This window comes from Kluyvera sp. NPDC087067, from assembly GCF_044745165.1.
Classification (GTDB): domain Bacteria; phylum Pseudomonadota; class Gammaproteobacteria; order Enterobacterales; family Enterobacteriaceae; genus Kluyvera.
Genome location: NZ_JBIUZS010000004.1, coordinates 429,012 through 455,283, shown reverse-complemented (window position 1 = coordinate 455,283; position 26,272 = coordinate 429,012). Strand labels below are relative to the sequence as shown.

24 protein-coding genes and 7 tRNA genes are annotated in these 26,272 nt (G+C 54.1%); 1 reads left to right on the top strand and 30 read right to left on the bottom strand.

All coding sequences use genetic code 11. The features are described from left to right. Positions 1-85: 85 nt before the first annotated feature. The 26 genes from ACIPDS_RS13745 to sdhC all read right to left on the bottom strand — a co-directional run bounded on the left by ACIPDS_RS13745 (position 86) and on the right by sdhC (position 20,750). Positions 86-161: transfer RNA gene (locus tag ACIPDS_RS13745), tRNA-Lys, on the bottom strand. Between the two features lie 33 nt (positions 162-194). Then, positions 195-270: transfer RNA gene (locus ACIPDS_RS13740), tRNA-Lys, on the bottom strand. 145 nt (positions 271-415) lie between these two features. Further along, a tRNA-Lys gene (locus tag ACIPDS_RS13735) sits at positions 416-491 on the bottom strand. Between the two features lie 3 nt (positions 492-494). Continuing rightward, positions 495-570 (bottom strand) — tRNA-Val (locus ACIPDS_RS13730). Between the two features lie 52 nt (positions 571-622). Then, positions 623-698 (bottom strand) — tRNA-Lys (locus ACIPDS_RS13725). Between the two features lie 2 nt (positions 699-700). Further along, positions 701-776 (bottom strand) — tRNA-Val (locus ACIPDS_RS13720). A gap of 127 nt (positions 777-903) precedes the next feature. Beyond that, positions 904-979: transfer RNA gene (locus ACIPDS_RS13715), tRNA-Lys, on the bottom strand. 165 nt (positions 980-1,144) lie between these two features. Next, entirely contained in the window at positions 1,145-1,933 is a 789-nt protein-coding gene (gene cpoB, locus ACIPDS_RS13710) for a cell division protein CpoB (protein WP_400736684.1), read from the bottom strand. 9 nt (positions 1,934-1,942) lie between these two features. Next, positions 1,943-2,464: a peptidoglycan-associated lipoprotein Pal gene (pal, locus tag ACIPDS_RS13705; RefSeq protein ID WP_166514892.1), complete on the bottom strand. Its 522-nt coding sequence runs from the start codon at positions 2,462-2,464 to the stop codon at positions 1,943-1,945. A 38-nt stretch (positions 2,465-2,502) separates the two neighbouring features. Continuing rightward, a complete protein-coding gene (tolB, locus tag ACIPDS_RS13700) occupies positions 2,503-3,795 on the bottom strand; it encodes a Tol-Pal system protein TolB (RefSeq protein WP_400736774.1) in 1,293 nt (430 codons plus the stop codon). A gap of 131 nt (positions 3,796-3,926) precedes the next feature. Then, positions 3,927-5,174, bottom strand: coding sequence for a cell envelope integrity protein TolA (gene tolA / locus ACIPDS_RS13695; RefSeq protein WP_400736679.1), 1,248 nt, complete (start codon positions 5,172-5,174; stop codon positions 3,927-3,929). 91 nt (positions 5,175-5,265) lie between these two features. Next, entirely contained in the window at positions 5,266-5,694 is a 429-nt protein-coding gene (tolR, locus tag ACIPDS_RS13690; RefSeq protein WP_035892731.1) for a colicin uptake protein TolR, read from the bottom strand. A gap of 3 nt (positions 5,695-5,697) precedes the next feature. Further along, positions 5,698-6,390, bottom strand: a complete 693-nt coding sequence (gene tolQ / locus ACIPDS_RS13685) for a Tol-Pal system protein TolQ (protein WP_166514889.1) — start codon at positions 6,388-6,390, stop codon at positions 5,698-5,700. Further along, positions 6,387-6,791, bottom strand: coding sequence for a tol-pal system-associated acyl-CoA thioesterase (gene ybgC / locus ACIPDS_RS13680; protein ID WP_035892730.1), 405 nt, complete (start codon positions 6,789-6,791; stop codon positions 6,387-6,389). Before ybgC ends, tolQ begins: the two co-directional genes overlap by 4 nt. Before the next feature lie 145 nt (positions 6,792-6,936). After that, the gene (gene ybgE / locus ACIPDS_RS13675) at positions 6,937-7,233 is read right to left on the bottom strand and encodes a cyd operon protein YbgE (RefSeq protein WP_400736673.1); all 297 of its coding nucleotides are present in this window, start codon (positions 7,231-7,233) and stop codon (positions 6,937-6,939) included. Next, positions 7,233-7,346 (bottom strand): cytochrome bd-I oxidase subunit CydX, encoded by a 114-nt coding sequence (gene cydX, locus ACIPDS_RS13670; protein ID WP_166514887.1) that lies wholly within the window; start codon positions 7,344-7,346, stop codon positions 7,233-7,235. Before cydX ends, ybgE begins: the two co-directional genes overlap by 1 nt. A 14-nt stretch (positions 7,347-7,360) precedes the next feature. After that, a complete protein-coding gene (gene cydB, locus ACIPDS_RS13665; RefSeq protein WP_400736669.1) occupies positions 7,361-8,500 on the bottom strand; it encodes a cytochrome d ubiquinol oxidase subunit II in 1,140 nt (379 codons plus the stop codon). A 15-nt stretch (positions 8,501-8,515) separates the two neighbouring features. Then, positions 8,516-10,084 (bottom strand): cytochrome ubiquinol oxidase subunit I, encoded by a 1,569-nt coding sequence (gene cydA, locus ACIPDS_RS13660; RefSeq protein ID WP_166515084.1) that lies wholly within the window; start codon positions 10,082-10,084, stop codon positions 8,516-8,518. Between the two features lie 853 nt (positions 10,085-10,937). Then, positions 10,938-11,807 carry a succinate--CoA ligase subunit alpha gene (gene sucD / locus ACIPDS_RS13655; RefSeq protein ID WP_166514885.1) on the bottom strand — a complete coding sequence of 290 codons (870 nt, stop codon included), beginning with the start codon at positions 11,805-11,807 and terminating at the stop codon, positions 10,938-10,940. Next, a complete protein-coding gene (gene sucC, locus ACIPDS_RS13650) occupies positions 11,807-12,973 on the bottom strand; it encodes an ADP-forming succinate--CoA ligase subunit beta (RefSeq protein WP_003022927.1) in 1,167 nt (388 codons plus the stop codon). The genes sucD and sucC overlap by 1 nt, the downstream gene beginning before the upstream one ends. Positions 12,974-13,117: 144 nt before the next feature. After that, positions 13,118-14,347 carry a 2-oxoglutarate dehydrogenase complex dihydrolipoyllysine-residue succinyltransferase gene (gene odhB / locus ACIPDS_RS13645; protein WP_400736662.1) on the bottom strand — a complete coding sequence of 410 codons (1,230 nt, stop codon included), beginning with the start codon at positions 14,345-14,347 and terminating at the stop codon, positions 13,118-13,120. Between the two features lie 13 nt (positions 14,348-14,360). Next, positions 14,361-17,162 (bottom strand): 2-oxoglutarate dehydrogenase E1 component, encoded by a 2,802-nt coding sequence (sucA, locus tag ACIPDS_RS13640; RefSeq protein WP_400736659.1) that lies wholly within the window; start codon positions 17,160-17,162, stop codon positions 14,361-14,363. A 344-nt stretch (positions 17,163-17,506) separates the two neighbouring features. Further along, entirely contained in the window at positions 17,507-18,223 is a 717-nt protein-coding gene (sdhB, locus tag ACIPDS_RS13635; RefSeq protein ID WP_035892722.1) for a succinate dehydrogenase iron-sulfur subunit SdhB, read from the bottom strand. Positions 18,224-18,238: 15 nt separating this feature from the next. Next, a complete protein-coding gene (gene sdhA / locus ACIPDS_RS13630; protein ID WP_166514882.1) occupies positions 18,239-20,005 on the bottom strand; it encodes a succinate dehydrogenase flavoprotein subunit in 1,767 nt (588 codons plus the stop codon). Then, the gene (sdhD, locus tag ACIPDS_RS13625) at positions 20,005-20,352 is read right to left on the bottom strand and encodes a succinate dehydrogenase membrane anchor subunit (RefSeq protein WP_153743392.1); all 348 of its coding nucleotides are present in this window, start codon (positions 20,350-20,352) and stop codon (positions 20,005-20,007) included. The genes sdhA and sdhD overlap by 1 nt, the downstream gene beginning before the upstream one ends. Further along, positions 20,346-20,750 (bottom strand): succinate dehydrogenase cytochrome b556 subunit, encoded by a 405-nt coding sequence (gene sdhC, locus ACIPDS_RS13620; protein WP_166514881.1) that lies wholly within the window; start codon positions 20,748-20,750, stop codon positions 20,346-20,348. The genes sdhD and sdhC overlap by 7 nt, the downstream gene beginning before the upstream one ends. A 636-nt stretch (positions 20,751-21,386) precedes the next feature. On the opposite strand from sdhC, the gene ACIPDS_RS13615 reads away from it, so the two are divergent. Beyond that, positions 21,387-22,670: a citrate synthase gene (locus ACIPDS_RS13615; RefSeq protein WP_166514880.1), complete on the top strand. Its 1,284-nt coding sequence runs from the start codon at positions 21,387-21,389 to the stop codon at positions 22,668-22,670. A gap of 474 nt (positions 22,671-23,144) precedes the next feature. Here the strand turns inward: ACIPDS_RS13615 and nei are convergent, their stop codons facing one another. From nei to pxpB, 4 genes are read right to left on the bottom strand one after another with little or no spacing between them, the layout of a single operon-like run. Beyond that, positions 23,145-23,936 carry an endonuclease VIII gene (nei, locus tag ACIPDS_RS13610; RefSeq protein ID WP_400736652.1) on the bottom strand — a complete coding sequence of 264 codons (792 nt, stop codon included), beginning with the start codon at positions 23,934-23,936 and terminating at the stop codon, positions 23,145-23,147. A gap of 28 nt (positions 23,937-23,964) precedes the next feature. Next, positions 23,965-24,699, bottom strand: coding sequence for a 5-oxoprolinase subunit PxpA (gene pxpA / locus ACIPDS_RS13605; protein ID WP_400736649.1), 735 nt, complete (start codon positions 24,697-24,699; stop codon positions 23,965-23,967). Next, entirely contained in the window at positions 24,689-25,621 is a 933-nt protein-coding gene (pxpC, locus tag ACIPDS_RS13600) for a 5-oxoprolinase subunit PxpC (RefSeq protein WP_166514877.1), read from the bottom strand. The genes pxpA and pxpC overlap by 11 nt, the downstream gene beginning before the upstream one ends. Then, positions 25,615-26,271: a 5-oxoprolinase subunit PxpB gene (pxpB, locus tag ACIPDS_RS13595; protein WP_400736645.1), complete on the bottom strand. Its 657-nt coding sequence runs from the start codon at positions 26,269-26,271 to the stop codon at positions 25,615-25,617. Before pxpB ends, pxpC begins: the two co-directional genes overlap by 7 nt. Position 26,272: the final 1 nt, after the last annotated feature.

Genomic DNA, 26,272 nt, shown 5'->3' with positions numbered 1-26,272 from the left:
GAGCGTCAGCGACGCCGGGGATAAGCTAAAGATGGGTATCAAATCGCAGATAGCAAAAAAGCGCCTTTAGGGCGCTTTTTTACATTGGTGGGTCGTGCAGGATTCGAACCTGCGACCAATTGATTAAAAGTCAACTGCTCTACCAACTGAGCTAACGACCCTTTGGTAAGGGTACTACGTAAATCATTTCAGGATGGTGGGGCGTGCAGGATTCGAACCTGCGACCAATTGATTAAAAGTCAACTGCTCTACCAACTGAGCTAACGCCCCATTAGGGTGCTGCCTGAAAGATTTCTACTCGGCACCATCATTAAGATGGTGAGTCGTGCAGGATGACTCGACTTAGTCTCGCCCTACGGGCCGTTGCTAAAGCAACGTTATCCTTCACGTTTAACACCCAAGTACGGTGTTGAATTGGTGGGTCGTGCAGGATTCGAACCTGCGACCAATTGATTAAAAGTCAACTGCTCTACCAACTGAGCTAACGACCCGAGTGGTGGGTGATGACGGGATCGAACCGCCGACCCCCTCCTTGTAAGGGAGGTGCTCTCCCAGCTGAGCTAATCACCCGAAACTGCGCTGGATACTACCTTTGTGGCTTCCACCGTGCCCACCATAATGATGGTGGGGCGTGCAGGATTCGAACCTGCGACCAATTGATTAAAAGTCAACTGCTCTACCAACTGAGCTAACGCCCCGGTGGTGGGTGATGACGGGATCGAACCGCCGACCCCCTCCTTGTAAGGGAGGTGCTCTCCCAGCTGAGCTAATCACCCGATACTACGCTGGATACTGCTTTAAGTGGTGGGTCGTGCAGGATGACTCGGCTTTGCCTCGCCCTACGGGCCATTGCTTACGCAACGTTATCCTTCACGTTTTACAATCGCGTTCCACCTTAGCGATTGGTGGGTCGTGCAGGATTCGAACCTGCGACCAATTGATTAAAAGTCAACTGCTCTACCAACTGAGCTAACGACCCACTTTTTTCATCGCTTTCAGGCTGTTCGATATCCCTTGGCAACGGCGGCATATATTACTGAATTCAGAATTCAGCGCAACAAATATTTCGACAAAGATCACTTAACTGCTTATGTTTCATGCGGGAAGACCAGAAATAACGCGATTTCTGGTCTTACTTCACGCATTACAGTCCGCTAAGACGTTTTTGCGCTTGCTTCGCACCGTCGGTACCTGGGTACTTGCTGACAACCTGCTGGTAAACCGCTTTCGCTTTTGCGGTATCACCCTTGTCTTGCATGATTACCCCAACCTTAAACATTGCGTCAGCCGCTTTAGGCGACTTCGGATAGTTTTTCACCACAGAGGCAAAGTAGAACGCTGCGTCATCTTTTTTCCCCTTGTTGTAGTTCAACTGCCCAAGCCAATAGTTCGCATTGGGTTGGTAGGTTGAGTCAGGGTACTTTTTGACGAAATTCTGAAAGGCAGCAATCGCATCGTCCTGACGAGCACTATCCTTCACCAGCGCGATAGCTGCGTTGTAATCAGTATTGGCATCACCTGTCTGTGCAGGTGCGCCTGAGGCCGCTGTATTACCGCCCGCAGGCGCTGGTGCTGCCGTCGCATTGCTTTGGTCGCCCGAAGCTTGCTGCGTCTGCGCCCCACCGCTGGTTAAGCCGTCAATTTGCAGCATGATCTGCTTTTGACGATCCATCACCTGATTCAGCTGATACTGACTTTCCTGGATCTGACCACGAAGCGCGTCAATATCGGTCTGGTTATCGGAGAGTTGTTGCTGGAGTTGGGTCAAAAGCTGACTGTGAGCATTGGAAATACGCTCGAGTTGAGTGACACGGTCTTCGACCGAGCCTGAGCCGACACTACTGATTGGCGCCTGCGCAAAAGCGGCCCAGGGGGCCGCTATGCCAACCAGTAACGACAGACTCAACATGTGATGTCTGAAGTTACTGCTCATGCAATTCTCTTAGTAAACCAGTACGGCACGACGGTTTTTGGAGTAAGCCGCTTCGTCGTGACCCAGTACTGCAGGTTTTTCTTTACCGTAAGAAACGATGGAGATCTGGTCAGCTGAAACGCCTTTACCCTGCAGGTACATTTTAACAGCGTTAGCACGACGTTCACCCAGGGAGATGTTGTACTCAGGAGTACCACGTTCGTCCGCGTGACCTTCTACGGTGACTTTGTAAGACGGGTTGCTACGCAGGAAGTTAGCGTGAGCATCCAGCATTGCAGCGAAGTCAGAACGGATATCGTACTTGTCCAGATCGAAATAAACGATGTTGTTCTGCTGCAGCTGCTGCATCTGAAGACGCGCTTGCTCTTCAGAGGACATGTTGCCGTTACCGTTCGCATCCATACCAGTGCCGGCACCCAGCATGCCTTCGCCGCTCTGGTCATTGCTAGCGTTCTTGTTTGAAGAACATGCCGCGATTGCCATAACAGGCAGAGCGATCAACAGCCCTTTCAGCACTTTGTTCAGTTGCATTTCTATGATTCCTTTAGTAATCAATTGTTTAATTATTATTACAGATACGGCGACCAGGCAGGGAATTTGACCTGTCCATCAGTTGCCGGAAGACGCGCTTTGAAACGCCCATCTGTAGAAACCAGATTCAGCACGGATCCCATCCCCTGAGAAGAGCTGTAGATTACCATAGTGCCGTTAGGTGCCAGACTTGGCGTTTCGTCCAGGAACGTTGACGACAGTACTTGCACGCCACCCGCTACCAGATCCTGCTTAGCAATGTGCTGCTGGCCGTTAGCCGAGCTGACCATTACCATTAACTTACCGTCGCTGCTGACATCAGCATCCTGGTTCTGTGAACCTTCCCAGGTGATACGCTGCGGAGCACCGCCGTTAACATTGACTTTATACACCTGCGGACGACCTGCCTGGTCAGAGGTAAAGGCCAGGTTCTGGCTGTCCGGGAACCAGGTTGGTTCGGTGTTGTTGCTGCGACCATCGGTCACCTGACGGATCTGGCCGGAGCCGATATCCATCACGTACAGGTTCAGACTACCGGTTTTAGACAATGCAAACGCCAGTTTGCTGCCGTCCGGTGAGAACGCTGGTGCACCGTTGTGACGCGGGAATGACGCAACCTGACGCACGGCACCGTTAGCCAGCGTCTGGATAACCAACGCAGAACGACCGCTTTCGAAGGTCACATAAGCCAGTTTAGAACCGTCTGGAGACCATGCCGGTGACATCAGCGGCTGTGGAGAACGGTGAACCACGAACTGGTTGTAACCATCGTAGTCAGAAACGCGCAGCTCATACGGGAACTGCCCGCCGTTGGTTTGAACGACGTAAGCAATACGGGTACGGAACGCGCCCTTAATGCTGGTCAGCTTCTCGAACACTTCGTCACTTGCAGTGTGCCCCGCATAGCGCAGCCACTGTTTGTTAACTTTATAGGTGTTCTGAGCCAATACGGTACCCGGTGCGGCTCCCGTATCAACCAGCTGATAGGACACATTGTAGCTACCGTCGGCGTTAGGGCTGACCTGGCCGACAACAACGGTATCAATACCCAGCGCAGACCAGGCCGCTGGCTGAACTTCCTGAGCGGAGGCCGGCTGCTGCGGCAGACGCGCTCTGTCTAATGGGTTGAATTTCCCGCTGTTACGCAGGTCAGCGCCAACGATGCCGCCGATATCTTCAGGCGCAGCGCCTGGCCCCGCCCACTTGAATGGAACCACACCAATCGGACGTGCCGAGTCTACCCCTTGGGTGATCTCGATACGTACTTCTGCGTGCAGCACGGCTGCCCACAGTATCAGAAAACCAAACGCTACTCGTAATGCCTGCTTCATCATTTCTCCCTTATCCAGGCGGAAAGCCCACGATAATTTAGCAGAATGTTAACAAACTAAAATATACAAAACTACCAAAACCCTGCGACGATCTTGCCTTTATTTTTCACGTTCTCACGCAAAAACGTTATTTACGGCTTGAAGTCCAGCGGCGCATTTTTAAAAGTCTGCCAGACCGCTTGTGACGGCGGTTTCGGGAACTTGGTCATCCGGTTGGTTGCCGCCAGCATTTGCTGACAGAACGCAGGATCGCCACCTTCCTGTTTAACGCTTAACACGGTGCCATCTTCAGCCATGTTCACCCTCAACGTACAGGTTTTCCCTTTATAGGTATCCCAGTCATAGAGATGGCCTTTGATAGCAGCCTGGACTTGAGCAATATAAGACGCAATTTCCGCCTGAGACGCCCCGCCCTGACCTGGCTTGTTACCTTTAGCAGGAGAATTACCACCAGCGCTACCGCTGGTATTACCTTTCGGCGCATTCTTACCCGAACTGAGATCGCCCAGCAGATCGTCTACGCCAGCTGCTGCCGCGGCTTTTTCGGCAGCGGCTTTCTTCGCTGCGGCCTTGTCGGCTGCCGCTTTTTCTGCCGCAGCTTTCTTATCCGCAGCCGCTTTCTCAGCGGCAGCTTTTTTGTCTGCCGCCGCTTTCGCAGCAGCAGCGGCCTTAGCAGCCTCAGCCTTTTCAGCAGCCGCGGCGGCTTTGTCGGCAGCAGCTTTTTCGGCTGCGGCTTTCTTAGCGGCTTCAGCTGCAGCTTTCTTCTCAGCATCTGCAGCCGCTTTCGCGGCGGCAGCTTCAGCAACCTTTTTCGCATCGGCTGCGGCTTTCGCGGCTTCAGCTTCGGCTTTTTTCTGTGCGTCGGCAGCGGCTTTCTTCGCAGCTTCCGCCGCGACCTTCGCCTGAGCGTCAGCTTTAACTTTAGCATCCGCTGCAGCTTTTACAGCAGCTTCTGCCGCTTCTTTAGCCTGCGCATCCGCTTTGGCTTTCGCATCAGCAGCCGCTTTAGCTGCCGCTTCTTCAGCCTGTTTTTGCTGTTCCTGGGCCTGCTTAGCCGCTTCCTGCGCCTTCAGACGTTCCTGCTCAGCGGCCTGTTTTTCACGTAGCTCTTCAGCCTGCTGCTGGGCCTTTTTCTCACGTTGCTCTTGCGCACGTTTAGCACTGGCCTGCTGCTGCTGTGTACGATTATAGTTCTCGACGACCGCACCGGGATCGACCATTACCGCGTCGATCGACGAACCGCCGCCACCGCCGGCTGCAGCGTCTATATGCTCATCGAACGAACTCCAGATCAGCCCTGCAAAAAGAATGACGTGCAGCACTGCGGAAATAATTATCGCTCGTTTAAGCTTGTCGTTTTGCTCGGTTGCCTTTGACACTCTCGGTTCCCAAAAACTGTTCACCCATTACCCTACCGCACGCGACGCAGGTTGTTTCCGACCCGCGTCAGCCTGTGCGGCATATCAGCGATTAGATCGGCTGAGTCATTAACCCGACCGATTTCACCCCGGCGCTGTGTAACAGGTTAAGCGCTTTAATTATTTCATCATAAGGCACGTCTTTCGCGCCCCCAATTAAGAAGACCGTTTTCGGATTCGCCTGTAAGCGGCGTTGCGCTTCAGCAACCACCTGTTCTGGCGGCAGCTGCGGCATCTTCTCTTGACCAACGTTCACACTGTATTGTCCTACACCGGACACTTCTACAATGACAGGTGGTTCATCATTGCTGCTGACAGCCTGTGATTCGGTTGCATCAGGGAGATCCACTTCCACGCTCTGCGTAATGATCGGCGCTGTCGCCATAAAGATCAGCAGCAGCACCAACAACACATCCAGCAGCGGAACGATGTTAATTTCGGACTTCAGTTCGCGACGCCCGCGTCCACGTGCTCTGGCCATGGCTTACCCCTTGTTGCTCTCGCTGACGGTAAAAGCCTGACGGTGCAGAATGGCAGTGAACTCTTCCATAAAGTTGTCGTAGTTCAGCTCCAGCTTGTTCACGCGCTGGTTTAGGCGGTTGTACGCCATAACCGCAGGAATTGCCGCGAACAGACCGATAGCCGTGGCGATCAACGCTTCCGCGATACCCGGAGCCACCATTTGCAGCGTTGCCTGTTTCACCGCACCCAATGCGATGAAGGCATGCATGATCCCCCAGACGGTACCAAACAGACCAATGTATGGACTGATAGAACCGACGGTTCCCAGGAAGGGAATATGCGTCTCCAGCGTTTCCAGTTCACGGTTCATGGAGATACGCATCGCACGCGACGCCCCTTCCACTACCGCTTCCGGCGCATGGCTGTTCGCCCGATGCAGTCGCGCAAACTCTTTAAACCCGCTGTAGAAGATTTGTTCTGAGCCCGCCAGATTATCACGACGCCCCTGGCTCTCCTGATACAGGCGAGACAGCTCGATACCGGACCAGAATTTATCTTCGAACGCCTCAGCTTCGCGGGTAGCCGCGTTGAGGATGCGCGTTCTCTGGATAATGATGGCCCAGGATGCGATTGAAAAACCAATCAAAATCAGCATGATAAGTTTAACCAGAAGGCTTGCCTTCAGGAACAAATCAAGGATATTCATGTCAGTCACTGCTTAAACTCCGCGACAATAGACTTGGGAAGCGCACGAGGCTTCATGATGAGTGGATCAACACAGACAATCAGGACTTCAGCTTCGTTCAGTACCTTATTTTCCGCGTTGACTATTCGCTGCGTGAACACCATTGAGGTACCCCGCATTGATGTAATTTCTGTCTGGACTTCGAGCATATCGTCGAGTCGCGCCGCTGCAAAATATTCCAGCGTCATTTTACGCACGACAAAGGCCACGCGTTCAGCCAGCAGAACCTGTTGGCTGAAGTGATGGTGACGCAGCATCTCTGTGCGTGCTCTTTCATAGAAAGCCACATAGCTGGCGTGGTAGACCACACCCCCAGCATCGGTGTCTTCGTAGTAGACCCGCACTGGCCATCGAAACAGCGTTGTATTCACTTTACGTCCCGGTAATGCAAAATAATTTTGGGTTTTTGAACTTCGCTACTATACGCGCGGCAATGATGGTTTGGAATGGGGAGAAGTAAACGGAGAGTAAATTTTTATGGGCTTGTGCAAGCCCATCTTTATCAGGCGAGAGTTTTTACTGGTTAAAGAAAAAAATCAGACCAGCAAACAGGACTAAATCAGCGATAAGAGGACAGAAAATCCCTTGCCAGTGAACCGAACGCGGGCGGAAGCCAACCCCGTGAATCACGCCTGCGCACACTGACCACATCAGCAGAAAACCGTGCCAGATTTCCAGCTCGCTGGTCTTCGCCGCAAAGCGCGTCGGATCCCAGAAGATGCAGCCTGCGAGTGCAAGGGCCATAACAAGGGAAAGCGCCCGCAAGGGGCGCTTATCCATTATCGCGTACAGCATTGCGATAATTTTTTTCATCAGTGCTTGTCTTCACCCGCATTGGTCGCTTCAACGTGCTCTAGCGCCAGGGCGGTAATCACGCCGAATGCACAGGCAAGAAGCGTTCCCAAAATCCATGCGAAATACCACATATTCAGCTCCTTACTTAGTACAGAGAGTGGGTGTTACGTTCGATATCGTCTTTGGTGATGCGACCGAACATTTTCCAGTAACACCAGCTGGTGTAGGCCAGAATAATCGGCACGAAGACAATCGCTACGTAGGTCATCAGATTCAGCGTCATCTGGCTGGATGTCGCATCCCACATGGTCAGGCTCGCATTCATCATTGTGCTTGAAGGCATAACGAACGGGAACATCGCAATACCGGCAGTCAGGATGATGCACGCCAGGGTGAGCGAGGAGAACAGGAACGCCCATGCGCCCTTGTCGGCCTTGGTCATCAGCGCAGTCAGCAACGGCAGCACCACACCAAGCGCAGGAATAGCCCACAGCGCTGGCATGTTGTTGAAGTTCACCATCCATGCACCCGCTTCACGCGCCACTTCTTTGGTCAGTGGGTTAGACGGGCCTGCGTGATCGATAACTGATTTCACCACGTAGCCATCGATGCCGTAGTACACCCAGACGCCTGCCAGAGCGAAGCACACCAGAGTGACCAGCGCCGTCACCATAGAGACGGTGCGGGTACGCAGGTGCAGTTCACCCACGGTACGCATTTGCAGGTAGGTCGCGCCCTGAGTCAGGATCATCGCGACGCTAACAATACCCGCCAGCAGACCAAACGGATTCAGCAGCTGGAAGAAGTTACCGGTGTAGTACAGACGCATATATTCGTCGACGTTAAACGGCACGCCCTGCAACAGGTTGCCAAACGCCACGCCAATCACCAGCGGCGGCACGAAGCTACCGATGAAGATGCCCCAGTCCCACATGTTGCGCCAGCGGCTGTCTTCAATCTTCGAACGGTAGTCAAAACCGACCGGACGGAAGAACAAGGATGCCAGCACAAGGATCATCGCCACATAGAAACCGGAGAACGCAGCGGCATACACCATCGGCCATGCGGCGAACAGCGCGCCACCAGCGGTGATGAGCCACACCTGGTTACCGTCCCAGTGTGGAGCGATGGAGTTAATCATGATCCGACGTTCGGTGTCATTACGACCGAGGAAACGGGTGAGCATGCCCACCCCCATGTCGAAACCATCGGTGACGGCGAATCCAATCAGCAAGACGCCGATCAGCAGCCACCAGATAAAACGCAATACTTCATAATCGATCATTTGACGACTCCTGTCTTAGCGTGCCGGCTGAGTAGTCGCGGTAGACTGCTCATAGTGGTAACGACCGGTTTTCAGGCTGCTTGGTCCCTTACGGGCGAATTTGAACATCAGATATAGCTCTGCCACGAGGAACAGGGTGTACAGACCACAAATCAGCAGCATCGAGAAGATCAGGTCGCCCGCGGTCAGGCTGGAGTTAGCCACTGCCGTTGGCAGCACCTCACCAATTGCCCACGGCTGACGGCCGTATTCGGCAACAAACCAACCGGACTCAATCGCAATCCATGGCAGAGGAATCGCATACAGCGCAGTGCGCAGCAGCCATTTTTTGCTACCAATCTGGTTACGAATAACGGTCCAGAAGGAGACAGCGATAATCGCCAGCATCAGGATGCCGCACGCGACCATGATACGGAAGGCGAAGTACAGCGGCGCCACGCGTGGAATAGAATCTTTGGTTGCCTGAGAAATCTGTGCTTCCGTCGCATCCGAAACATTCTCGGTATAGCGTTTGAGCAGCAGACCATAACCCAGGTCTTTCTTGACGTTGTTAAATTCATCACGCACCGTCTGGTCTTTCGAGCCACCGCGCAGCTGTTCCAGCAGCGAGTAGGCCTTCATACCGTTACGGATACGCTCTTCGTGCTGCACCATCAGGTCTTTCAGACCGGTCACCTGCTTATCAACAGAGCGGGTGGCAATGATACCGAGCGCGTAAGGAATTTGAATGGCGAAATGGTTTTCCTGCGCATCCTGATCCGGGATCCCAAACAGGGTAAAGGACGCAGGTGCTGGCTGAGTTTCCCATTCGGCTTCAATGGCTGCCAGTTTGGTTTTCTGAACGTCGCCCATTTCGTAGCCGGATTCATCACCCAGAACGATAACAGAGAGGATCGCCGCCATACCAAAGCTTGCTGCAATGGCGAAAGAGCGCTTCGCAAAAGCGAAGTCACGGCCGCGCAGCATGTAGTAGGAGCTGATACCGAGGACGAACATTGCGCCGCAGACGTAGCCTGAAGCAACGGTGTGAACGAATTTAACCTGTGCGACCGGGTTTAAGACCAGCTCGGAGAAGCTGACCATTTCCATACGCATGGTTTCGAAGTTGAAATCAGAAGCGATTGGGTTCTGCATCCAACCGTTCGCCACCAGAATCCACAGTGCGGAGAGGTTGGAGCCAAGCGCCACCAGCCAGGTGACAGCCATGTGCTGGACTTTACCCAGACGATCCCAACCGAAGAAGAACAGACCTACAAAGGTAGATTCGAGGAAGAAGGCCATTAAGCCTTCGATGGCCAGCGGCGCACCGAAGATATCGCCTACATAGTGGGAATAGTAGGACCAGTTAGTCCCGAACTGGAACTCCATGGTCAGACCGGTCGCCACACCCAGCGCAAAGTTGATACCAAACAACTTGCCCCAGAACTTGGTCATATCTTTATAAATCTGTTTGCCGGAAAGGACGTAAACCGTTTCCATGATTGCCAGCAGGAACGCCATACCGAGCGTCAGCGGAACAAACAGGAAGTGGTACATCGCGGTCAAGGCAAACTGCAAGCGCGACAGTTCGACTATATCTAACATCATGACTCCTTGCTCATCGCATGAAGACTCCGAGATTGAACCCGTCTCCGGGATTCAAACACATGCCCCAATACAAATTAATTTGTCCCCTTCCCTACTGCCGCCCCATGCTGAGGACAGAAAACGGTAATAAGTGAAAGTTACAAACGTGTTAATAAAAAACTCAATTGATCCCTAAAATATATTACGCTGTAAAACCCTTACAATAAACAGGTTTTTATTGGAGAAGTTTTACGTTTTTCGACGGTGATCAATTTATAGCGAATCAAGCGACTTTCAGCCAATTTGATCCACGACAATTTAACGGTTTTGATGAGTTATATCCAGTGATTACATATTGATTTAAATCAACTTAGGTTCACTTTGTTAATTTTGTTTTTAATTGGGAATCATGATGAACGAGTTGTTAACAATGTGTTTTTAATTTGAGTTTTTCAGTTGCCAAATAAAGCGTATTTGCACCAAAAGGTAATTGAATTTAACGCAACCGCGCGACGATAGTCAGAAATACTCTGTATAGTTCAAAATAGACCGTTCGTCATTTTTTTCTCTCTGCCAGCAAACCCCGCATCGAAAATAACATTTCTTTCACTTTAAATATTAATAAATTAACATTCACTGGATTCATCAATCTTGCCTCTCGCTACCCCCTTAGGGGCAAAAAAGATTGTTCGCGCAAAAATTAGTCGATAAAAGTCAACATTCTCTCCTCGCAGCGGTACCTGGATACGACGACATCAGTGAAAATGGCATAAAAAAAGGCCGCCCAGGGGCGGCCAACCATGTCGAAACTAGACATATAAAGCTCCCTCCTTCCCTGTATCTGCGGGAATTCATGAGGGAGCAGAGAGGATTACTTGATGACTGACTTCAGCGCTTCGCCAATGTCGGCCAGGCTGCGAACGGTTTTCACGCCAGCCGCTTCCAGAGCAGCAAACTTCTCGTCTGCAGTCCCTTTACCGCCTGCGATGATGGCGCCTGCGTGGCCCATACGCTTACCTTTCGGCGCGGTAACGCCGGCAATGTAGCCGACAACCGGTTTAGTCACGTGTTCTTTGATGTACGCAGCCGCTTCTTCTTCTGCGCTACCGCCGATTTCCCCGATCATCACGATCGCTTCAGTCTGCGGATCTTCCTGGAACAGCTTCAGGATATCGATAAAGTTAGAGCCCGGGATCGGGTCACCGCCGATGCCCACACAGGTGGACTGGCCGAAACCGTAATCGGTGGTCTGCTTAACCGCTTCATAGGTCAGGGTACCGGAACGGGAAACAATACCCACTTTACCCGGCTTGTGAATGTGACCCGGCATGATGCCGATTTTGCATTCGCCTGGGGTGATAACGCCCGGACAGTTCGGGCCGATCATGCGTACGCCAGCTTCATCCAGTTTCACTTTCACGGTCAGCATATCAAGCGTTGGGATGCCTTCGGTGATGGTGATAATCAGTTTGATGCCCGCATCGATAGCTTCCAGAATGGAGTCTTTGCAGAACGGTGCTGGAACGTAGATAACGGTCGCGGTTGCGCCCGTCGCTTCTACCGCTTCACGCACGGTGTTAAATACTGGCAGGCCCAGGTGAGTGGTGCCGCCTTTGCCTGGAGTCACGCCGCCAACCATCTGCGTACCGTAAGCAATCGCCTGTTCGGAGTGGAAAGAACCCTGGCTACCGGTGAAGCCCTGGCAGATAACCTTGGTGTTTTTATCGATTAAAATGGACATTATTTCCCCTCCACTGCGGCGACAACCTGCTGTGCTGCGTCCGTCAGACTTTTTGCTGCAATAATATTCAGGCCGCTGTCAGCCAATTTTTTCGCGCCGAGTTCGGCGTTGTTGCCTTCCAGACGAACGACAACCGGGACGTTAACGCCCACTTCTGCGACTGCGCCGATGATACCGTCAGCAATCAGATCACAGCGGACGATACCGCCGAAGATGTTCACCAGAACCGCTTTCACGTTGTCATCTGACAGGATGATTTTGAATGCTTCGGTTACGCGCTCTTTGGTCGCGCCGCCGCCAACGTCGAGGAAGTTAGCCGGTTCGCCGCCGTGCAGTTTCACGATGTCCATGGTGCCCATTGCCAGGCCCGCACCGTTAACCATACAGCCGATGTTGCCGTCGAGAGCAACGTAGTTCAGTTCCCACTGTGCAGCCTGCGCTTCACGTGGATCTTCCTGAGACTGGTCGCGCATTTCACGCAGATCAGCCTGGCGGAACAGTGCGTTGCCGTCAGCGCCCAGTTTGCCGTCGAGGCAGATAAGATCGCCCTGCTTGGTGACAACCAGCGGGTTAATTTCAATCAGCGCCAGATCGCGCTCAAGGAAGATAGTCGCCAGACCCATGAAGATCTTGGTGAACTGCTGAACCTGTTTACCTTCCAGACCCAGTTTGAACGCCAGTTCACGACCCTGATAAGGCATAGGACCGGCCAGCGGATCGAGCGCAACTTTGTGGATCAGGTGCGGGGTTTCTTCCGCCACTTTTTCAATTTCCACGCCGCCTTCGGTAGACGCCATGAACACCACGCGACGGGAGCTACGGTCAACAACCGCGCCCAGGTACAGTTCTTTACCGATGTCGGTCGCGGCTTCAACCAGAATCTGGTTAACCGGCTGACCGTGCGCATCTGTCTGATAGGTCACCAGACGTTTACCCAGCCAATGCTCAGCGAAAGCGCGGATGTCTTCTTTGGAGTTAACGACCTTCACACCGCCCGCTTTACCGCGGCCACCAGCGTGAACCTGACATTTCACTACCCACGGGCCAGCGCCGATTTTTGAAGCGGCTTCTTCTGCTTCGCGCGGAGTAGTACAGGCATAACCCACCGGAGCCGGTAAGCCATAGCGGGCAAAGAGTTGTTTTGCCTGATATTCATGTAAGTTCATGTGTTCTATCCATCCTTCAGGTAATCATTATCTTAAACCGTAGGCCTGATAAGGCGCGCTAGCGCCGCCATCAGGCATTGCATCAACGCCGGATGGCGGCGTGAACGCCTTACCCGGCCTACAGGCAGGTGATACTCTTATTTACTACACGTCCAGCAACAGACGGGTTGGATCTTCCAGCAACTCTTTGATGGCCACCAGGAAGCCTACAGACTCGCGTCCATCGATCAGACGGTGGTCGTAGGACAACGCCAGGTACATCATTGGCAGAATTTCCACTTTGCCATCTACCGCCATTGGACGGTCTTTAATGGCATGCATACCCAGAATCGCGCTCTGAGGCGGGTTGATAATCGGGGTAGACATCAGGGAACCAAATACGCCGCCGTTGGTAATGGTGAAGTTACCGCCGGTCAGGTCTTCGACGGTCAGCTTGCCGTCACGGCCTTTCAGGGCCAGCGTTTTGATGTTCTTTTCAATATCAGCCATGCCCAGCGCATCCACATCACGCAGCACTGGCGTCACCAGACCACGCGGGGTAGAAACCGCCATGCTCACATCGAAATAGTTGTGATAAACCACATCGTCGCCATCAATTGACGCGTTCACTTCCGGGTAGCGTTTTAGCGCTTCAACTACCGCTTTCACGTAGAACGACATAAAGCCCAGACGGATGCCGTGACGTTTTTCAAACGCGTCACCGTACTGCTTACGCAGATCCATGATTGGCTTCATGTTGACTTCGTTGAAGGTCGTCAGCATGGCGGTAGAGTTTTTCGCTTCCAGCAGACGCTCGGCAACGCGCTTGCGCAGACGGGTCATTGGAACGCGTTTCTCAGAACGGCCCGCCAGCGGTGCAACCGGTGCAGCGGCTGCTGCTGGTGCCGCTTCAGCTTTCGCCGGTGCTTTCGCCGGTGCTTTCGCCAGATGTTTCTCAACATCTTCACGGGTCAGACGACCACCCACACCCGAGCCTTTGATCGCGTTGGCATCGAGGTTGTGCTCAGCCAACAGACGACGGATCGCTGGGCTCAGTGCATCGTTGTTCTGCTCGGTTAGTGAAGCCTGTTGGCGCTGAGCCGGGGTAGACTCTTTGCTTTCAGATTTCGCGCTGGTTTCTTTACCACCGCTGTTGCCTTCACGCAGGCGACCCAGGATCTGACGGGAGGTGACGGTCGTACCTTCATCTTCCAGAACGGCATCCAGAATGCCATCCGCCGACGCCGGTACTTCCAGTACCACTTTGTCAGTTTCGATTTCTACCAGCACTTCATCACGAACAACCGCATCGCCAGGTTTTTTATGCCAGGTTGCCACGGTAGCATCCGCTACGGATTCAGGCAGGTCGGGAACCAGAATATCTACGCTACTCATTTTGTATCCTTAATTAATCGACGTTCAGCGCGTCATTGACCAGATCTTGTTGTTGCTTCTGGTGAACAGACATATACCCTACCGCCGGCGAGGCGGAGGCTGGGCGACCTGCGTAACGCAGAGCAGACCCAAATGGAATCACATCACGGAAATGATGCTGGCTGCAGTACCATGCGCCCTGGTTGAGGGGCTCTTCCTGACACCAGACAAAATCGTGCACGTGAGTAAATGGTTTTAATGCTTCTTGTACTGCGTGGTGCGGGAACGGATACAGCTGTTCGATACGCACGATAGCGACATCTTTTTGATCGTTTTTGCGGCGCTGTTCCAGCAGGTCGTAGTACACCTTACCCGAACACAGCACAACGCGTTTCACCGCCTGCGGATCCAGTTCATCAATCTCGCCGATGGCCGGCATAAAGGTGCCGTTCGCCAGTTCGTCGAGAGAAGATACCGCCAGCGGATGACGCAGCAGAGATTTAGGAGACATCACCACCAGCGGACGACGCATCCCGCGCAGCGCCTGACGACGCAGCATGTGATAAACCTGAGCTGGGGTTGATGGCACGCAAACCTGCATGTTTTGCTGCGCGCAAAGCTGCAGATAACGTTCCAGACGCGCGGAGGAGTGCTCCGGCCCCTGCCCTTCGTAGCCGTGCGGCAGCAGCATCACCAGACCGCACATACGGCCCCATTTCTGCTCGCCGGAGGAGATGAACTGGTCAATCACCACCTGCGCACCGTTGGCGAAGTCGCCAAACTGCGCTTCCCAGATGGTCAGCGTACGCGGTTCAGCCGTGGCATAGCCGTATTCAAAGGCCAGTACCGCTTCTTCAGACAGTACGGAGTCCCAGACTTTGAAGTCGCCCTGACCGTTGTGGACATGTTGCAGCGGCGTATAGGTAGAACCGTTAGTCTGGTTGTGAATGACCGCGTGACGGTGGAAGAAGGTTCCGCGCCCCGCATCTTCGCCGGACAGACGCACCGGTACGCCTTCATCAACCAGCGTGGCATACGCCAGGTTTTCCGCGCCGCCCCAGTCGAACAATTTCTCGCCCGTGGCCATTGACTGACGGTCGCCGTAGATTTTCGCCACGCGTGACTGCATTTCAATTGCGTCAGGAATGGTACTGATACGGGTAGCCAGCTCCTGCAAGCGCTTCATATCAACCTTGTTCGGGTAGCTCTCATCCCACTCGTGGTTGAGGTACGGCGACCAGGTAAAGGAGTGCAGGTTCATCGGACGCCACTCTTTCACCACGCATTCGCCCGCGTCGAGCGCATCGCGATACAGGTTAACCATCTCGGTTGCGTCTTCAAGCGTCGCGACTTTCTCCGCTTCCAGCTTGTCAGCGTAGATTTTGCGTGGGGTCGGATGCTTTTTGATTTTCTGATACATCAGCGGCTGAGTTGCACTCGGCTCGTCGGCTTCGTTGTGGCCGTGACGGCGATAGCAGACCAGATCGATGAACACATCGCGTTTGAAGGTATTACGGAAGTCCAGCGCCAGACGGGTAACGAAAGCGACCGCTTCCGGGTCATCCGCGTTCACGTGGAAGATTGGCGCCATCACCATCTTACCGATATCGGTACAGTACGGCGTCGAGCGCGCATCCAGCGGGTTGGAAGTAGTGAAACCCACCTGGTTGTTAATGACGATACGCACCGTACCGCCAACTTCATAACCGCGCGCTTTCGACATGTTCAGGGTTTCCTGAACCACGCCCTGACCCGCTACCGCCGCATCACCGTGAATGGTAATTGGCAGAACCTGATTGATGCTTGGTTTTTCCAGACGGTCAAGACGAGCGCGAACGGAACCGATAACCACCGGGCTAACGATTTCCAGGTGCGACGGGTTAAACGCCAGCGCCAGGTGAACCAGGCCGCCTTCGGTTTCGATGTCAGAAGAGAAGCCCATGTGGTACTTCACGTCACCGGTGCCGAGGTGTTCTTTATGTTTGCCGGAGAACTCGTCGAACAGCTCTTGAGACTGTTTGCCGAGGACGTTAATCAGGACGTTCAAACGACCGCGGTGCGCCATACCCAGCACCACTTCACGCGTGCCGCTCTTACCGGCATGGCGAATCATCTCTTTGAGCATTGGCACCAGCGCATCGCCGCCTTCCAGCGAGAAGCGTTTAGCGCCCGGGAATTTCGCGCCCAGGTAACGTTCCAGACCTTCAGCTGCGGTCAGTTCGCTCAGGAAACGTGTCTTTTCCTCAGCGCTAAATGTGGCGTGCCCCGCTTCAAAACGCTGCTGAATCCAACGTTTTTCTTCGGTGCTGGTAATGTGCATGTATTCCGCGCCGATATGGCCGCAGTAGGTCTGCTTGAGCGCATCAATCAGTTCACCCAGCTTCATCGTTTCTTTGCCGATAGCAAAGGAACCGACGTTAAAGGTTTCCTGGAAATCAGCTTCCGTCAGATCGTGGAAAGCAGGATCCAAATCAGCGACGATATCTTGTTTCCACAGCCCTAACGGGTCGAGGATCGCATGCTGGTGACCACGGAAGCGATAGGCGTTGATAAGCTGCAGGACTTTGACCTGCTTCGCGTTCGCATCAGGATCGGAAATAGAGGAAGAGTAACGTGAGGCATCCTTCGCGAGACGACGGAAATAATCACGTGTTGTTGAATGGAGTTGATCCGGTTTGACTCCGGTGCCAGGTAACTGCTGGAACGTCGAACGCCAGTTAGCGTCTACCGAGTCAGGGTCGGTTAAGAAGTCTTCATAGAGCTGTTCTATCCAGCTCTGGTTAGAGCCAGAGAGGTAAGAAGAGTCCAACCAGGCTTTCAAAGCGCTGTTCTGCATCGTGATCCCTTAAGCATTTTATGCTTACTTCGCCGTGGATACTACCACGCACACCGCTGTGCGTGCCGGGGTTCACCTGTTGCGGACTGTCGTGTTTTCTGCGTCCGCTAAGGAACCTTTAAAAACTGTCTAATCATCCCGATTAGGTAGCCCGGACGAGGTGCGGTAGCGCCGACTCCGGGGGTTCCCCGGCGTCGCTACGCTCGGCCGGGCTACTTATATGGCAGTTTTTAGAGATTTCCTGTACTGCTGTATTGCCTGATGGCGCTGCGCTTATCAGGCCTACGGGGGATGTGCCCTGTAGGCCGGATAAGACGTTTACGTCGCCATCCGGCAACCACTACTTATGCACTACGTTGCAGCAGCATCGACTTAATATGGCCGATGGCGCGCGTCGGGTTCAGCCCCTTAGGACATACACTGACGCAGTTCATGATGCTATGGCAGCGGAATACGCTGAAAGCGTCACTTAATCCCTCAAGGCGGCTGTCGGTTTCGGTATCGCGGCTGTCAATCAGGAAGCGATACGCCGCCAGCAGACCGGCCGGGCCGATAAACTTATCCGGGTTCCACCAGAACGACGGGCAAGACGTCGAGCAACATGCGCAGAGAATACACTCGTACAAACCGTCGAGCTTCTCACGCTGCTCTGGCATCTGCAGATGCTCACGAGCCGGAGGATTTTGCCCATTATTCAATAAGTAAGGCTTAATCTTCTCATATTGTGCATAGAATTGCCCCATGTCTACCACCAAATCGCGGATAACCGGCAAACCGGGCAGTGGACGGATAACAATTTTCTTGCCCGGCTGATTTAATGCCGAGATTGGCGTGATACATGCCAGGCCATTTTTGCCGTTCATGTTCAGGCCGTCGGAGCCACAAACCCCTTCACGGCAAGAGCGACGGAACGACAGCGACGGGTCTTTCTCTTTGAGCTGCATCAGCGCATCAAGCAGCATCATGTCACGACCTTCTTCCGCTTCCAGGGTGTAATCCTGCATGCGCGGAGCATCGTCTACGTCCGGGTTATAACGATAAACTGAGAATTCGAGTTTCATTGTCCTGTCTCCGCATTAGTAAGTACGAATCTTCGGCGGGAATGCCGGACGCAGTTTCGGTTCCATATTGACGTTACGACGCGTCATAGTTTCCGACTCTGGCAGATACAGGGAATGGCACAGCCAGTTTTCATCATCACGATCCGGGAAGTCGAAGCGGCTATGCGCGCCACGGCTTTCAGTACGGAAGTTCGCCGACACCGCGGTGGCGTAAGCGGTTTCCATCAGGTTATCCAGTTCCAGGCACTCAACGCGCTGGGTGTTGAACTCGCTGGAAGTGTCATCCAGACGGGCGTTTTTCAGGCGCTCGCGAATCGCTTTCAGCTGTTCAAGACCTTTCGCCATCGCATCGCCTTCACGGAATACCGAGAAGTTATGCTGCATACATTCTTGCAGTGCTTTACGGATCTCGACCGGATCTTCGCCGTTACGATTACCGTTCCAGCGGTTCAGGCGTTCCAGAGAAGCGTCGATTTCTTCTTCGGTTGCTTCGCGCAGATCGCCCTGTTCAGCGATAGACTCTTGCAGATGCAGACCGACCGCACGACCGAACACCACCAGGTCAAGCAGCGAGTTACCGCCCAGACGGTTAGCGCCGTGCACCGATACGCAGGCGATTTCACCGACGGCAAACAGGCCAGGAATCACCACATCTTCACCCTGCTCGTTCACGGTCAGCGCCTGGCCGCTTACTTTGGTCGGAATACCGCCCATCATGTAGTGGCAGGTTGGGATGACCGGAATCGGTTCTTTAACCGGGTCAACGTGAGCAAAGGTACGGGAGAGTTCCAGGATACCCGGCAGACGGGATTCCAGAACCTCTTTACCCAGGTGGTCGAGTTTCAGCTTCGCGTGCGGGCCCCACGGGCCGTCGCAGCCGCGACCTTCACGGATTTCGATCATGATGGAACGCGCCACCACGTCACGACCCGCCAGGTCTTTCGCATTCGGGGCGTAACGCTCCATAAAGCGCTCGCCGTGTTTGTTCAGCAGGTAACCGCCTTCACCACGGCAACCTTCGGTGACCAGAACCCCTGCCCCGGCAATACCGGTTGGGTGGAACTGCCACATTTCCATATCCTGCACCGGCACACCGGCACGGATAGCCATACCCACGCCGTCACCGGTGTTGATATGCGCGTTCGTCGTAGACTGGTAAATACGGCCTGCGCCGCCGGTTGCCAGCACGGTAGCGCGGGCTTTGAAGTACACCACTTCACCGGTTTCGATACACAGGGCGGTACAACCGACCACCGCGCCATCGGCGTTTTTCACCAGATCCAGCGCGTACCACTCAGAAAAAATTGTGGTGTGGTTTTTCAGGTTTTGCTGATACAGCGTGTGCAAAAGCGCATGACCGGTACGGTCAGCCGCCGCTGCGGTACGTGCCGCCTGCTCGCCGCCGAAGTTTTTCGACTGGCCGCCAAACGGACGTTGATAGATAGTACCGTCATCAAGACGGGAGAACGGTAGACCCATATGATCCAGCTCCAGAATCGCTTCCGGGCCGGTTTTACACATATATTCAATCGCGTCCTGGTCACCGATGTAGTCCGACCCTTTTACGGTGTCGTACATGTGCCATTCCCAGTTATCTTCATGGGTATTACCGAGCGCTACGGTGATACCACCTTGCGCTGAAACGGTATGGGAACGGGTCGGGAAGACTTTAGACAGTAGCGCACAGGTTTGTCCGCTCTGGGAAATTTGCAGCGCCGCGCGCATACCTGCGCCACCGGCCCCAATCACAACAGCATCAAATTCTCTGACTGGCAGTTTCATCACACACCCCACACCACAACAAATCCATAGATAACGTAAACCAGCAATGCAACAACAATCAGCAGTTGCAGCGTCAGGCGCAGGGCCAGCGGTTTAACGTAGTCGGTTAACACCTGCCACATGCCAATCCAGGCATGAATCAAGATTGAGAACAGAGCCAGCAAGGTGAACACTTTGGTGAACGCAGAGGCGAAGAAACCACTCCAGACTTCCCACGTGACGTCACCCGTTACCGCGAAGAAGCCAACCATATAGATAATGTAGAGCGTGAGGACAATGGCAGTGGCGCGGACCAGGATGAAGTCATGTACGCCGTTGCGTCCTAATGCTGAGGCGTTGCTTACCATACGAGGACTCCTGCAAGAATTGAAAGCACGACAGTAATAACAAAAGAGATCATCGCGGAGCGCTTACCGGCTTCCAGCGTTTCTTCAATGTAACCAAAATCCATTAACACGTGACGAATACCCACCACCGCGTGATACGCCAGCGCAGTCAGGATGCCCCACATAATGAATTTGGCGAAGAAGCCGCCCATGATGGAAGAAGCAGTCAGGAAGCCTTCCGGGGAGGAAAGACTGGTGCCCAGCAGCCACAGCAAAATACCGACCGCCACAAACGTAATCACACCGGATACGCGATGGAGAATGGACGCTATCGCTGTGATAGGGAACCGGATTGTTGTCAAATCCAGATTGACAGGTCTTTGTTTTTTCACATTTCTTATCATGAATAACGCCCACATGCTGTTCTTATTATTTCCTTCCTCCGGTCCGCAGGCGGGTCAAGCAGCGTCCTTTCTATAACTTCGCGTCATGGTTAAATCTGCTCACAGATGCTAAATCGACACGTTGCAACGCTGGGTGGCTCGGGATTGCAGGGTATTCCGGAGACCTGGCGGCAGTATAGGCCGTTCACAAAATCATTACAATTAACCTACATATAGTTTGTCCGGTTTTATGCAGAACAGTGATCATGCTCACGATTAAAACAATTATTTAAAAATTAACCACGTGATTTGACAAATATTAAACATTATTGTTACAACCATTACCTGATAAGGCATATAATGCTCAAAAGTTATGGGGTCACTCTTTCACCTGATAATAAGTTATGTAACAGTGTGATGGAGTTGACCTAACCTATCAGGACAGTTATTAGTGTTGTTCAGGTTTGAATCATCGGATTGCTAAGACCCTGATTTGCTGTTGTTTCAGTGTAGATTAGACGTGTACCGTCAAGCGCCCTTGCTCTGTACCCTTGCTTTATTACTTCAACAGAGTCGTGAGCCAAATAACAAACAGGCAACGTCGAAATATGTTTTGAATTGCAAATCCGGCATCCAGCAGTCTTAAGCAAAAAGGCGCTAAGGAGACCGTAAATGGCTGATACAAAGGCAAAAATCACTGTAACCGGTGAGAATGCTATTGAACTTGATGTGCTAAAAGGTACGCTCGGTCAGGATGTTATTGATATCCGTAGTCTTGGTTCGAAAGGCATTTTTACCTTTGACCCTGGTTTTACCTCAACCGCATCTTGCGAATCTAAAATTACTTTTATTGATGGTGATGAAGGGATCCTGCTGCACCGTGGCTTCCCAATCGACCAGTTAGCCACCGAGTCTAACTACCTCGAAGTGTGCTACATCCTGCTGTACGGTGAAAAACCAACTCAGGCTGAATTTACCGAATTCACCACCACCGTCACTCGCCATACCATGATCCACGAGCAGATCACCCGTCTGTTCCACGCGTTCCGTCGCGACTCTCACCCAATGGCGGTGATGTGCGGGATTACCGGTGCGCTGGCCGCGTTCTATCACGACTCACTGGATGTGAATAACCCACGCCATCGTGAAATTGCCGCCTTCCGCCTGCTGTCCAAAATGCCAACCATGGCGGCGATGTGTTACAAATACTCGATTGGTCAGCCGTTCGTTTATCCGCGTAATGATCTCTCCTACGCCGGTAATTTCCTGCGCATGATGTTCGCCACGCCGTGTGAAGATTATGAAGTGAATCCGGTGCTGGAACGCGCGATGGATCGTATTTTGATCCTGCATGCTGACCACGAGCAGAACGCCTCAACCTCTACCGTGCGTACCGCCGGTTCAAGCGGCGCTAACCCGTTCGCCTGTATCGCTGCGGGCATCGCCTCTCTGTGGGGGCCAGCACACGGTGGCGCTAACGAAGCGGCCCTGAAAATGCTCGAAGAGATAAGCTCCGTTGAGCATATTCCTGAGTTCGTGCGTCGTGCGAAAGACAAGAATGACTCCTTCCGCCTGATGGGCTTCGGTCACCGCGTTTATAAGAACTACGATCCGCGTGCCACCGTGATGCGTGAAACCTGTCATGAAGTGTTGAAAGAACTGGGCACCAAAGACGATCTGCTGGAAGTGGCCATGGAGCTTGAGCACATTGCGCTGAACGACCCATACTTCATCGAGAAAAAACTGTACCCGAACGTCGATTTCTACTCCGGCATCATCCTCAAAGCGATGGGCATTCCGTCTACCATGTTTACCGTTATCTTCGCGATGGCGCGTACGATTGGCTGGATTGCACACTGGAACGAAATGCACACCGACGGCATGAAGATTGCGCGTCCTCGCCAGCTGTACACCGGCTACGAGCAGCGTGATTTCAAATCAGACCTCAAGAAGTAATCGACGGTCTGTGTAAAAAAAGCGCCTGCGGGCGCTTTTTTTATGTCCCGGGGTCGCTTACGCTCGCCCGGGCTACGTCCGCGCACATTTGTAGCCCGGCCAAGCGCAGCGCCGCCGGGAAAACCACGCTCAACGCTGACACCCCGGGCTCTCCCCCGGTCAACGTCCGTGCACCTTTGTAGCCCGGCCAAGCGCAGCGCCGCCGGTAAAATCACACTCAACGCTGCCCCCGGGCTCTCCCCCGGTCAACGCCCGTGCACCTTTGTAGCCCGGCCAAGCGCAGCGCCGCCGGTAAAATCACACTCAACGCTGCCCCCGGGCTCTCCCCCGGTCAACGCCCGTGCACATTTGTAGCCCGGCCAAGCGCAGCGCCGCCGGGAAAACCACGCAACGCTGCCCCCCGAGCTCTCCCCCGGTCAACGTCCATGCATCTTTGTAGCCCGGCCAAGCGCAGCGCCGCCGGGAAAAGCGGGCTTAACGCTGACACCCCGGGCACCAATAAAACGGTCTCGACGACAGCATCGTTCTCTCAATAATCCCCCCGCAGCGCTCGCAGGCTTCCCCCTCACGATGGAATACCTTGAAGCGGAACAGCGCGCCGTGGTGCTTGTTATCATCCACCTTGCCGCGCGTGTTGTAGGAGAGACGAGGAATATCCAGTAGCGCGTGCGCAAGCTCATCCAACTGCTCGTCGTTAAGCTGCGAGGCCTTATGATTGCCGGTAAGCCCCACCTGCCACAGGATCTCTACGCGCAGATAGTTTCCCAATCCCGCAAGAAACGCCTGATCCAGCAGCAGCCCGGAGAACTGCCGATTGCGAAACTTCGCTGACAATAACCGGTCTTTCACCGCCTCAGGCGTAAGCGTCATATCAAGCACATCCGGCCCGACGCGCAGTAAAAACGGGTGCTGTTTAAGCATTTCCGGCGTCAGCATTTCGATGTCCGAAGCGCTATACAGCAAAATGGTTTTATCGGCCGTTTGCAATTTCACGCGCAGCACGCGCGTGGTCTCCGGCGTCTGACCGGTATTCACCACGCGCCACACACCATAAAGCTGATTATGGCTGTAGAGGGTTAATCCGCCGGAAAAATGGGTCAACAACGCCTTACCGCGCGTTTCCACGTGGGTAACATGCTGGCCGATGAGCGTGGCGATATAGGGCGTTAATTCAGGAAAGGCAAACCAGACATCGGTCAACGGTTTGCCTTTAATAGCCGCTTCCAGGCTATCCGCCGCACGGCGAATCTCTGGGCCTTCAGGCATGGTAATATCCTTAATTTAATAAAAGCGTTCAGGCGCAAACCGCTATCTTGAGCGCTTCAAAGGCGGTGCGCAATCGGCGAGCAAACGCCAGCGCATGTTCGCCGTCACCATGCAGGCAAACGGTCTGCGCATTGACCTGTGCCCACTGGCCATCAATACTTTGCACTCTTGCGCGCTGCACCATCTCCAGCGTTTGCGCCAGCGCCTGGGATTCGTTTTCAATCAGCGCCCCCGGCAGGCTACGCGGCACCAGCGAACCATCGGCGCGATATCCGCGGTCGGCGAACACTTCCTCACGCGTGGGTAAATGATAGCGTACCGCCGCACGGATAAGCTCGCTACCCGCTAACCCGACCAGAATCAGCGTGGGGTCAAAGGCATGAACCGCTTTGGCGATGGCGTCGGCGAGCGCACCGTCCTGCGCTGCCTGGTTGTATAACATGCCGTGCGGCTTCACATGCCGCAGCGCACCGCCTTCGGCCTTCACCACGGCAGCCAACGCGCCAATTTGATACAAGGTCTGGGCATAAACGCTTTCCGGCGGCAGCTGCATCGCCGTACGGCCAAAGTTCTCCCGGTCGGGAAAACTGGGGTGTGCGCCAATGGCTACGCCGTTTTTTAGTGCGTCGCGCACACAGGTGAGCATAGTTTGTGCATCGCCCGCGTGAAAACCGCAGGCGATATTGGCCGAGGACACCAGCGTCAACAGCTCGGCATCGCTTTCGCAGCCCTCGCCGACGTCAGCGTTCAGATCAATCATCATCGCCAAGCCGCCACGCAAGCTGTTCGAGATAACGATGCTGGTCGTGACGCGCTTTGAGCGCCTCTTCCAGACTACAACGCACAAAGTGGATTGGTTGCCCCAGCGGAATTTGCGCCAGCTGGAACATATCGGCTTCGATGATGCAGGCAATGCGTGGATAACCACCGGTCGTCTGGGCATCATTCATCAGTACAATAGGTTGACCGTTATGAGGCACCTGCACTACGCCGGGCACCAGCCCGTGGGAAAGCAGTTCACGACCGGCAGCGCGCTTGAGTGGCTGACCGCTCAGGCGATAGCCCATACGGTTGCTCTGCGGGCTGAGATACCACGGCGAACGCCAGAGTGATTCCTGCGATACCTCGTCAAATTCGTGATATTCCGGCCCCGGTAACGCGCGGATGCGATTGCTCGCCATCAGCGGTTTCACCCCGCGCGGCGCCTTGAATGTGCGTAACGGCTTACCCAGCGGCAGCACGTCGCCATCTTGTAAACGCCGCCCGCTAAGCCCGCCAATCCCCACGTTTAAATCGGTACTGCGCGAACCCATTATCAACGGAACATCAATGCCGCCCGCCAGCGCCAGATAGCTGCGGATCCCATGCTGTGGACGGTTGAGCGTCAACGTCTGGCCCGCTTTGGCAAAGTGTCGCCAGCCGCTCCACACCGCCTCACCGTCAAGCGTGGCTTCACAGCCAGCACCGGTCAGGGCAAACCAGCCATCGCGGGAAAATTCGAATGTCGCCAGCCCCAGCGTAATTTCAAGCGCAGCCGCATTGGCCTCGTTCCCCACCAGCAGGTTGGCGGTCACCAGCGCGGGTTTATCCATCGCTCCGCAGCGGCTAATCCCGGACTGACGTAATCCGTCGCGCCCGCTATCTTGTACCGAGGTATACATTCCGGCACGGACAACCTTCAGCATATTCCCTCCTTTTGCGGAACAAAACGCACGCTATCACCCGGATGGAGCAACACGGGATCGTCACGATTTGGCGCGAACAGCGCCAGCGGCGTGCGCCCGATCAACTGCCATCCGCCAGGGGTGGCCAGCGGATAAATACCCGTTTGCGCCCCGCCAATGCCGACCGAACCAGCTGGAACCTGCAAGCGTGGCTCGGCGCGACGCGGCATAGCCAGCCGCTCCGGCAGCCCGCCTAAATAAGGGAAACCGGGCTGGAAGCCAAGGAACCACACCACGTAATCTACCGAGGCATGCAGTTCAACCACCTGTTTTGGCGTCAGGCCGCTGAGTTCAGCAACCTTCGCAAGATCCGGGCCATGCTCTCCGCCGTAGACAACCGGTATTTCCATAAACCTGGATTCAGGCTCCAGCGCTTCGCTCTCTTCCCACCAGCGCTGCAAACGCTCAATAGCATCGAGCGCCTGAGCCTGCGGGTCGCGCAGGGTGACCGTGATATTATTCATTCCCGGAATGGCATCCACTACGCCCGGCATTTCGGCCGCACGCTGGGCTAAACGCCAGATCCGCTTTTGCGTGATCAGCGTGACCGGCGGTTCCAGCTCCAGCACCACCGCCGTCTCGCCTAATAAATAACAACGCGCTCGCTGCACT

Bases quoted from the DNA above. Each gene is read 5' to 3' on its own strand.
- pxpC (WP_166514877.1), bottom strand. From the start codon at position 25,621: ATGCTGAAGGTTGTCCGTGCCGGAATGTATACCTCGGTACAAGATAGC.
- sdhC (WP_166514881.1), bottom strand. From the start codon at position 20,750: ATGTGGGCGTTATTCATGATAAGAAATGTGAAAAAACAAAGACCTGTC.
- cydX (WP_166514887.1), bottom strand. From the start codon at position 7,346: ATGTGGTATTTCGCATGGATTTTGGGAACGCTTCTTGCCTGTGCATTC.
- sucA (WP_400736659.1), bottom strand. From the start codon at position 17,162: ATGCAGAACAGCGCTTTGAAAGCCTGGTTGGACTCTTCTTACCTCTCT.
- pxpA (WP_400736649.1), bottom strand. From the start codon at position 24,699: ATGATGATTGATCTGAACGCTGACGTCGGCGAGGGCTGCGAAAGCGAT.
- sdhA (WP_166514882.1), bottom strand. From the start codon at position 20,005: ATGAAACTGCCAGTCAGAGAATTTGATGCTGTTGTGATTGGGGCCGGT.
- odhB (WP_400736662.1), bottom strand. From the start codon at position 14,347: ATGAGTAGCGTAGATATTCTGGTTCCCGACCTGCCTGAATCCGTAGCG.
- ACIPDS_RS13615 (WP_166514880.1), top strand. From the start codon at position 21,387: ATGGCTGATACAAAGGCAAAAATCACTGTAACCGGTGAGAATGCTATT.
- cydA (WP_166515084.1), bottom strand. From the start codon at position 10,084: ATGTTAGATATAGTCGAACTGTCGCGCTTGCAGTTTGCCTTGACCGCG.
- sucC (WP_003022927.1), bottom strand. From the start codon at position 12,973: ATGAACTTACATGAATATCAGGCAAAACAACTCTTTGCCCGCTATGGC.
- nei (WP_400736652.1), bottom strand. From the start codon at position 23,936: ATGCCTGAAGGCCCAGAGATTCGCCGTGCGGCGGATAGCCTGGAAGCG.
- cydB (WP_400736669.1), bottom strand. From the start codon at position 8,500: ATGATCGATTATGAAGTATTGCGTTTTATCTGGTGGCTGCTGATCGGC.
- cpoB (WP_400736684.1), bottom strand. From the start codon at position 1,933: ATGAGCAGTAACTTCAGACATCACATGTTGAGTCTGTCGTTACTGGTT.
- ybgE (WP_400736673.1), bottom strand. From the start codon at position 7,233: ATGAAAAAAATTATCGCAATGCTGTACGCGATAATGGATAAGCGCCCC.
- pal (WP_166514892.1), bottom strand. From the start codon at position 2,464: ATGCAACTGAACAAAGTGCTGAAAGGGCTGTTGATCGCTCTGCCTGTT.
- sdhD (WP_153743392.1), bottom strand. From the start codon at position 20,352: ATGGTAAGCAACGCCTCAGCATTAGGACGCAACGGCGTACATGACTTC.
- tolB (WP_400736774.1), bottom strand. From the start codon at position 3,795: ATGAAGCAGGCATTACGAGTAGCGTTTGGTTTTCTGATACTGTGGGCA.
- sdhB (WP_035892722.1), bottom strand. From the start codon at position 18,223: ATGAAACTCGAATTCTCAGTTTATCGTTATAACCCGGACGTAGACGAT.
- sucD (WP_166514885.1), bottom strand. From the start codon at position 11,807: ATGTCCATTTTAATCGATAAAAACACCAAGGTTATCTGCCAGGGCTTC.
- tolR (WP_035892731.1), bottom strand. From the start codon at position 5,694: ATGGCCAGAGCACGTGGACGCGGGCGTCGCGAACTGAAGTCCGAAATT.